10 protein-coding genes are annotated in these 8,382 nt (G+C 69.0%); 5 read left to right on the forward strand and 5 right to left on the reverse strand.

The genetic code is table 11. The features are described from left to right. Positions 1-15: 15 nt before the first annotated feature. The 3 genes from NS334_RS00960 to rsmA are packed head-to-tail and all read left to right on the forward strand — an operon-like array spanning position 16 to position 3,213. Positions 16-1,383, forward strand: a complete 1,368-nt coding sequence (locus NS334_RS00960; RefSeq protein WP_058754120.1) for a peptidylprolyl isomerase — start codon at positions 16-18, stop codon at positions 1,381-1,383. 10 nt (positions 1,384-1,393) lie between these two features. Then, entirely contained in the window at positions 1,394-2,395 is a 1,002-nt protein-coding gene (gene pdxA / locus NS334_RS00965; RefSeq protein WP_083500154.1) for a 4-hydroxythreonine-4-phosphate dehydrogenase PdxA, read from the forward strand. After that, entirely contained in the window at positions 2,392-3,213 is an 822-nt protein-coding gene (rsmA, locus tag NS334_RS00970; RefSeq protein WP_058754084.1) for a 16S rRNA (adenine(1518)-N(6)/adenine(1519)-N(6))-dimethyltransferase RsmA, read from the forward strand. Before pdxA ends, rsmA begins: the two co-directional genes overlap by 4 nt. A 36-nt stretch (positions 3,214-3,249) precedes the next feature. Here rsmA and NS334_RS00975 read toward each other — a convergent pair whose 3' ends face one another. The 5 genes from NS334_RS00975 to NS334_RS00995 form a co-directional block, all read right to left on the reverse strand. Then, positions 3,250-3,942, reverse strand: a complete 693-nt coding sequence (locus NS334_RS00975; protein WP_206542624.1) for an HTTM domain-containing protein — start codon at positions 3,940-3,942, stop codon at positions 3,250-3,252. A gap of 14 nt (positions 3,943-3,956) precedes the next feature. After that, positions 3,957-4,427, reverse strand: a complete 471-nt coding sequence (locus NS334_RS00980) for a hypothetical protein (RefSeq protein ID WP_058754086.1) — start codon at positions 4,425-4,427, stop codon at positions 3,957-3,959. Between the two features lie 5 nt (positions 4,428-4,432). Continuing rightward, entirely contained in the window at positions 4,433-4,762 is a 330-nt protein-coding gene (locus NS334_RS00985) for a PilZ domain-containing protein (RefSeq protein WP_083500155.1), read from the reverse strand. Positions 4,763-4,832: 70 nt separating this feature from the next. Continuing rightward, on the reverse strand, positions 4,833-5,300 hold the full coding sequence (gene dksA, locus NS334_RS00990) for an RNA polymerase-binding protein DksA (protein ID WP_058754088.1): 468 nt from the start codon (positions 5,298-5,300) through the stop codon (positions 4,833-4,835). Between the two features lie 180 nt (positions 5,301-5,480). Then, complete coding sequence (locus NS334_RS00995; RefSeq protein WP_058754089.1) at positions 5,481-5,990, reverse strand: host attachment family protein; 510 nt, start codon at positions 5,988-5,990, stop codon at positions 5,481-5,483. A gap of 95 nt (positions 5,991-6,085) precedes the next feature. Here NS334_RS00995 and serS point away from each other — a divergent pair, with 95 nt between their 5' ends. Beyond that, complete coding sequence (gene serS, locus NS334_RS01000) at positions 6,086-7,363, forward strand: serine--tRNA ligase (RefSeq protein WP_058754090.1); 1,278 nt, start codon at positions 6,086-6,088, stop codon at positions 7,361-7,363. Continuing rightward, positions 7,363-8,133 carry a 5'/3'-nucleotidase SurE gene (gene surE, locus NS334_RS01005; protein ID WP_058754091.1) on the forward strand — a complete coding sequence of 257 codons (771 nt, stop codon included), beginning with the start codon at positions 7,363-7,365 and terminating at the stop codon, positions 8,131-8,133. Before serS ends, surE begins: the two co-directional genes overlap by 1 nt. Positions 8,134-8,382: the final 249 nt, after the last annotated feature.

The following is an 8,382-nucleotide window of genomic DNA, read 5'->3' on the forward strand; positions in this document are numbered from 1 at the left end:
TTCGAGACAGACGTGATGACGAAGACGAAGCGCGCGGTGCTGACCCGCCGATTGCTGGGCACCATGTTGGCACTGGGGGCGGCCGGTGCCGCGCTGGCGCAGACCGGACCGGAGGAGGAGGCGCCCGTCGCGCGCGACGCCAGCGGGCTGAACCTGCCGTCCACCTTCCAGCTGTTCGGCCAGCTCGACCCCAACGTCCGCAAGGCGACCGCGATCGTCAACGAGTCGGTCATCACCCAGACCGACGTCGACCAGCGCGTGAACTTCATCGCCGCCGCGAACGGCGCGAAGCTGAGCGACGAGGATCGCGAACGGCTGCGCTTGCAGGTGCTGCGCCAGCTCATCGACGAGACGTTGCAGATCCAGCAGGCGAAGGTCGCGGACATCACCGTGACCAAGGGGGAGCTGGACCAGGCCTATGCCGGGGTCGCGCGCAATCTCCAGAAGACTCCGGCGCAGCTGACGGTGTGGCTGCGCGAGCAGAATTCGTCGGAACGCTCGCTGCGTCGCCAGATCGAGGGCGAGCTGGCGTGGAACCGCTACCTGCGCAAGCGGGTCGAGCCGTTCGTCAACGTCGGCGACGAGGAGGTGAAGGCGATCCTCGACCGGCTTGAGGCGGCGAAGGGGACCGAGGAGTATCACCTCAACGAAATCTATCTGGCGGCGACGCCGGATCGTCAGCAGCAGGTGTTCGAGAACACGCGCAAGCTGATCGCCGAAATCGGCAAGGGACAGGCGCCGTTCGCCTATTTCGCGCGCAACTTCTCCGAAGCGTCGACGCGCGGCGTCGGCGGCGACCTGGGCTGGGTGCGCACCGCGCAGCTGCCCGAGCCGCTGGCCGAGGCGGCGCAGACGATGCAGGTCGGTCAGGTCGCCGGGCCGGTGCCCACGCCGGGCGGCTTCTCGATCCTGTACCTGGTCGACAAGCGGCAGGTGCTGATGGCCGATCCGCGCGACGCGCGCCTCAGCCTGAAGCAGCTGACGATCAAGTTCCCCGCCGGCACGACGCAGGCGCTGGCGACCGCGCGCACCAGCGCCTTCGCCGAGGCGATCCAGAAGCTGCAGGGATGCGGATCGGTGGCCAAGGTCGCCGCGTCGCTGAACGCGGAAGTGGTCGATAATGACGCGATCCGCATCCGCGACCTGCCGCCGCCGTTGCAGGCGATCATGCTGAAGTTGCAGGTCGGTCAGGCCACCCCGCCGTTCGGTTCGCCGACCGAGGGCGTCCGCACGCTGGTGATGTGCGGCCGTGACGAGGCGGCGGGCGGGCAGTTGCCTGGCGCGCAGCAGATCCAGAACCAGCTGGAGCAGCAGCGCGTCAACCTGCGTGCGCAACAGGCGCTGCGCGACCTGCGGCGCGACGCGGTGATCGAATATCGCTGAGGAAGCGCGGATGACCGGGCCGATCGTGATATCCATGGGCGATCCCGCCGGGATCGGTCCTGAGACGATCGCCAGGGCCTGGGATGCGCGTGTCGACCGTGCGCTGCCGCCGTTCGTCGCGGTCGGTGACCGGCGGGCGATCGCGCGCGTGTGGGACGGGCCGGTCGCGGCGGTGTCCGATCTGCGGGAGGTCGCCGACGTCTTTTCCGGCGCGCTGCCGGTCCTGACCGTCGAGGATGCCGGCGAGATCGTTCCCGGCGCTCCTGATCCGGACGGCGCGCGATGCGCGGTTCGGGCGCTGGAACTCGCGACCGGGCTGGTGCGCTCGGGTGCGGGCAGCGCGCTGGTGACCGGGCCGGTGTCCAAGGCGCAATTGTACGAGATCGGCTTCACCTATCCCGGACAGACCGAATTCGTCGCCGAACGCTGCGGCATCGCGCGCGCCAACGCGGTGATGATGCTGGCCGGGCCGGGCCTGCGGGTCGTGCCGATGACGACGCACGTGCCGCTGGCCGATGTGCCCGCACTGCTGACGGTCGAGCTCATCCTGGCCAAGGCGCGGGTGACCGCGCGCGGACTTGCCCGCAACTTCGGCATCGAACAGCCACGGCTCGCCTTCGCGGGACTGAACCCGCATGCCGGCGAGAACGGCGCGCTGGGCCGCGAAGAGATCGACGTGATGCGTCCCGCCATCGCGCAGCTTCAGGCCGAGGGCATCGATGCGCGCGGGCCGCTGGCCGCCGACACGATGTTCCATGGCCGGGCGCGCGCGGACTATGACGTCGCCATGTGCCCGTATCACGATCAGGCGCTGGTGCCGCTGAAGACGCTGTTCTTCGACGACGGCGTCAACATGACCCTCGGGCTGCCGATCGTCCGCACCTCGCCGGACCATGGCACCGCGTTCGGTATCGCCGGGCGCCGCCTGGCGCATCCCGGCGCGACCATCGCCGCCATCCTGATGGCGGATCAGGCCGCCACTCACCGCGCGCGTCAGTCGCTGCCCGCATGACCACGCCGGAGTTGCCGCCACTGCGCGACGTGATCGCGCGCCACGGCCTGTCGGCGTCGAAGGCGCTGGGACAGAACTTCCTGTTCGATGCGCAATTGCTGGGTCGGATCGCGCGCATTCCCGGCGACCTGACCGATGCCGAGGTGCTGGAGGTCGGGCCCGGCCCCGGCGGCCTGACCCGCGCGCTGCTGGCGCAGGGTGCGCGCGTCACCGCGATCGAACGTGACCGGCGCTGCATCCCCGCGCTCGCCGAACTGGAGGCGGCCTATCCGGGCAAGCTGCGCGTGATCGAAGGCGACGCGACCGAGATCGATGCGCGCGCGCTGTTCGACGGCGCGCCGCACATCGTCTCCAACCTGCCCTACAATGTCGGCACCGCGTTGCTGATCGGGTGGCTGTCGGCGGAGTGGTTGCCGTGGTGGCGATCGCTGACGCTGATGTTCCAGCGTGAGGTCGCCGACCGGATCGTCGCGCCGGCCGGTGGCGACGCCTATGGCCGCTTGGCGGTACTGGCGCAGTGGCGTTCGGCGGCACGGATCGCGATGCCCGTGCATCGTTCCGCCTTCACGCCCCCGCCGAAGGTGATGTCGGCGGTGGTGCATATCACCCCGCTTCCCGCGCCCGACGGCGTGGCGCTGCCGGCGCTGGAGCGCGTCACCGCCGCCGCGTTCGGGCAGCGCCGCAAGATGCTGCGCCAAAGCCTCCGCGGCGTACCAGGCGCCATGGTGGCGCTGGAGGCCGAGGGCATCGATCCGACTCGCCGCGCCGAAACCGTCAGCGTCGCGGAGTTCGTCGCGGTCGCGCGCCGGCTGAGCTGAGGGTCGATCGACGTTCGGCTCTCCCTGGTGTCCGCGTCAGCCGCCGATCACCCGGCCCTGAAGCCACAGGATCGACGGATACGCACAGATCCAGATCCAGAAGAAGCGGTTGAGCCCGAACAGGCACGCATTGGCGGCGTGGAACAGTGCCGCGATGGCGAGGGCCGCGATCAGCGTCGGCCGCGACAGGAACGCCAGCGGGAACAGCAACTCCAACCCGATCACGCTCCAACTCGCCCAGCGCAGCACACCGGGGCGGTCCGCCCAGCGCCGGATGTTCTCACCGGCGGGATAGGCGGAGAACAGGAAGACGTCGCGCAACGCGCCTCCGTTGCGCCATTCAGCGTTCACCACCTTGACCCAGCCGGACAGGAAATAGCTGAGCAGCAACTGCATCCCGAGATAACCGAGAGCGAGGTCGCGCCATCGTGCTGCCGGCGCGATCCAGGCAGCGGTGACGCAGAGCAGGAGCAACAGGCTCATGCGATCCGCGCCACCATTGTACGGACCGTTGAAGAACGGCAGGATCAGCAGGTGAAGGGCGACCAGCGCGACGGTCAGCAGCCGCGGGTCCGGTCCGGCGATACCGATGCTGCCGGCGAACAGCAGCACCGACAGCAACAGGCGAAGCGCGAACAGCCGGCGTTCCGCCGGCCGAGCAGCCGGCGAGAGATGTTCGAGGCTCTGCTGGATGAACGCCGCCGCCATCATCGCGGTGGTCAGTGTCAACGCGGCATCGCTCGTCACGAAGGGATCGGCCCGCCGACAGGATGGAGGTCGGATCGATACACGACCTCTTCGGTCACGGGCTCCCCCCGCCCCGGACGACCAACGAAGCGCAATCGGATGCGGAAGCCGTCTGCGGACCCGGCAAGCCCCGCCCGCTGCAAGTGCCTGGCGACGCGGAGCAGCAATTCGCGCTGGCTATGCGCTTCGGTCGCGGCGCCATGATCGCCGACCAGTCGCTCGGCCAGGCTGACGAGGAACAGCGTCTCGTTCCATTCCGCGTTCCAGAACAGCCGCCGCACCATCGCGCCGGCGCCCAGCCGTGCGACGCGCGGACGAAACTCCCGCCATCGCCCGGACCCGATGCCTCCCGCCGACACGACCATATAATCCAGTCGCGGGCTGGCGGTCACCGCATCGAAGAAGCGCCACGATGGCAGCATCGCCGGCAGCATCAGTCGCACGCCGGCGAGGGGGTTGTACCGCACGCGGCTTACTCGCCGCTGCCGGCATCCTTGACCAGTGACACGTCGACGGGGTGATCGAACGCGACCCCCGTCCGCCCTTCGGTCTGCCACACCACCCGGCCGGCGACCCATCCGATCCCGGTCAGTTTCACCTCGACCGCGCTGTCCGGCGGCAGCGGATGCGGCAATTCGGCCATCAGCCCGCCGGCGGACACATTGCGGACGCGCACCAGAAACCCGGCATCCGCCTCGTCCGCGCGCATCCGCGCCGACATGTGGAGTTCGCCGCGCCCGCGATCGTCCCGCCGGGAGGAAGCTGTCTGCCGATCGACCAAGCTGTGTCTCAACTGCCCCATCGCGCCTATCCGTAAACTCAATGGTAGGCGTTACCGTAATAAAGGTTGAAAATTCGTTAACAGCGGCGGCTCAATCGTCCCGCGACACCTTTTCGGCGCGTTCGTGGCGCTCCTGCGCCTCGACGGTCATGGTCGCGATTGGCCGGGCCTCCAATCGTCCCAGACTGATCGGCTCTCCGGTCACTTCGCAATAGCCATATTCGCCCTCGTCGATGCGGCGAAGCGCGGCGTCGATCTTGGAGATCAGCTTGCGCTGCCGGTCGCGGGTGCGCAGTTCGAGCGACCAGTCCGCCTCGCTGGAGGCGCGGTCGTTCAGATCGGCCTCGCGCAGCGAATCGACCTGAAGCTGCGAAAGCGTGCCCTGCGACTCGCGCCGGATCGCATCCTTCCAGTCCAGCAGCTTGCGACGAAAATACGCCTGCTGCCGCTCGTTCATGAACGGTTCGTCGGCGGAGGGCCGGTAGCCGTCCAATTCACTGCTGGGGGGTGCCAGCGTGTCGTCAACCCCGTCTTCGACCTGCGTCATCACCGTCGCCATCGACCTACTCCCGCCGCGCTCAGGATGTCGCCAGCATCTTTCGCGCGCCCCTGTTGGGGGCGCCTATAATCGCCGGACCGATCCTCCACAAGCGAACAGGCGGCGGTTATGCCGACGGGACTGTCGCAAGACTGAACACGCGGGCGTGCCGGCATCGCCGTGAATGCCGGCACCGGCAGGTCATGCCGACAACAGCGCCTTCTCGATGTCGGGGATCGGATGCCCCGTCAGATCCTTGTCCAGCTCGCCGCTCAGCCGCGCGCTGACCTCTTTATGATAATGTTTCCGCAATTCGCCCAGCGTGCGCGGCGGCGCGACCACGATCAGCGATTCGAAGTCGTTGGACAGCGCGCGACGCTTCAGCAGGTCGGCCGCGTCGGCGGCGAAGCGGTCTTCCTCAAGCTGGTGGAAGTCGGTCTGCTCGAAACTGCCGCGCGACGGTGCGAATTGCGCGCCTCCGCCCTGCGCATGGTTCGAACCGCCCTGCGCGACGGCGGGCGCGCCGGCGCCGCTCTGCGTCGAGGAGGCGCCGCCCGCCGCGTCGGTGGCCTGATCGCGCGTCGCCGGATTGACGCGTTCCTCGGCATGTTCGACCTGGAGGTTCGGATAGTCGGCATCACCTTCGTTGCGCAGGAACAGCAGCTTGCGCCCATCGGCTACCAGCACGACCGAATTGTGGGGGACCTGCATGCTTGTCATCCTTTCCTGTCGTTGCGTGTCCGGGAGAGAACGCCGCGGCCGCGGCGCGGGTTGCCTCGCGCGTGGTGGCCGGTCATAGCGCGGCCATGCACGACATCCGCCTGATCCGCGACGATCCCGCCGCTTTCGATGCCGCCATGAAGAAGCGTGGCGTCGCCCCCGCCGCCGACGCACTGGTCGCGCTCGACCGTCGCCGCCGCGAAGCAGCGACCGGGGCGCAGACCGCGCAGGCGCGCCGCAACGAAGCGTCGAAGGCGATCGGCGCGGCCAAGGCGAAGAAGGATGAGGACACCGCCGCCGCGCTGATGGCCGAGGTCGCGGCCCTCAAGCAGCGCCTGCCCGAGCTGGAAGCCGAAGAGGCGCAGGCCGGCAACGAGCTCGACGCGCTGCTCACCGCGCTCCCCAACATCCCCGCCGCCGACGTGCCGGAGGGCGCGGACGAGGAGGACAATGCGCTGGTCCACGAACGCGGCACCTGGCCGTCGTTCAGCTTCACGCCGCGCGAACATGACGCGATCGGCCCGGCGCTGGGGCTCGATTTCGAGACCGGCGTCGCGATCGCGGGCGCACGCTTCACCCTGGTTCGCGGTGACGCCGCCCGCCTGCAACGCGCGCTGGGCCAGTTCATGCTCGACCGGCTGACGCGCGAGCATGGCTATGAGGAAGTCGCTCCTCCGCTGATGGTGCGCGACGAGGCGGTGTTCGGCACCGGGCAGCTCCCGAAGTTCGCCGAGGATCTGTTTCGCACCACCGATGGCCGCTGGCTGATCCCGACCGCGGAAGTCTCGCTGACCAATATCGTTCGCGAGAAGATCCTCAGCCACGACGTCCTGCCGCTTCGCTTCGCCGCCCTTACGCCCTGCTTCCGCTCCGAGGCGGGCGCGGCGGGCCGCGACACGCGCGGCTATATCCGCCAGCACCAGTTCGAGAAGGTCGAGATGGTGTCGATCGTCGCGCCCGAGGAAAGCGAGGACGAGCATGAGCGGATGACACGTTGCGCGGAGGGCGTGCTCGACGCGCTCGGCCTCGCCTATCGCCGCATGAAGCTGTGCACCGGCGACATGGGCTTCACCGCCGCGCGCACCTACGATCTCGAGGTCTGGTTGCCGGGGCAGCAGCGCTATCGCGAGATTTCCAGCTGCTCGACCTGCACCGACTTTCAGGCGCGCCGGATGAACGCGCGCTACCGTCCCGAGGGCGAGAAGACGACGCGCTTCGTCCATACGCTCAACGGCTCCGGGCTCGCGGTCGGGCGGACCCTGGTCGCGGTGCTGGAGAATTACCAGCGTGAGGACGGGTCGGTCACCGTGCCGGAAGTGCTGCGCCCGTATCTCGGCGGCCTTGATGCGCTGGGGGCACGCTGATGCGGATCCTGCTGTCCAACGACGATGGCTATCATGCCCCCGGCATGGCGGTGCTGGAGCGGATCGCGGCGCAACTCTCCGACGACGTCTGGATCTGCGCACCCGCGTCGGAGCAATCGGGGACCGGCCGCGCGCTGACGCTGACCCGCCCGTTGCGGGTGCGCAAGTTCGCGGACCGCCGCTACGCCGTCTCCGGCACCCCGACCGATGCGGTAATGTTCGCGCTGGCCGAGGTGATGCGCGAGACGCCGCCCGACCTGATCCTGTCGGGCGTCAATCGCGGCGGCAATCTGGCCGAGGACGTGATGTATTCGGGCACCGTGTCGGCGGCGATGGAGGGCGCGCTGGCCGGTGTCCGCTCGATCGCGCTCAGCCAGCGTTACGGCAAGCGCGAACCCGGCGCGGACGTGTCGTTCGCGCCGGCCGAGGAATGGGGCGCGCGCGTCCTGCGTCCGCTGCTCGATCAGCCATGGTCGCCACGCTCGGTCGTCAACGTCAATTTCCCCGAACCGGAGGTCGGCCCGGTCAAGGGGGTGCGGGTCGTGCCGCAGGGCCTGCGCGATTACGGGCGTGTCCGCTTCGACACGCGCACCGACCCGCGCGGCTTCGACTATCACTGGCTGTCGCTGGGCCGGGTCAATCCCCCGGCGGGCGATCAGAGCGATCTCTCCGCGATCGTCGAGGGCTGGATCACGGTCACGCCACTGCACCTCGACATGACGCACCACGATTCGCTGCCGATGCTGGCGACCGCGCTGGCGGACGTCTAGCGGCGGCGCGCGATGGGCGACGCCGCCATGCTCCCGCATTCCCGATACCGGCATGGGGGACGGGCGTCCCGCGCGATGAAGGGTCGCGCAAGCGTGATCCTGTCGATGCTGTTGACCGCATGTATTCCGGCCGGGAACCCTCCCGCACCCGCCGCCCCGCCGTTCGTGCCGGAATCGTATCCGACCGTCGCCGCCTCGGCGTCGCACCCCGAACCGGATATCAAACCGCCGCCGCACACCTCCCCGCGC

This window comes from Sphingomonas endophytica (genome assembly GCF_001476895.1).
Taxonomy (GTDB): domain Bacteria; phylum Pseudomonadota; class Alphaproteobacteria; order Sphingomonadales; family Sphingomonadaceae; genus Sphingomonas; species Sphingomonas endophytica_A.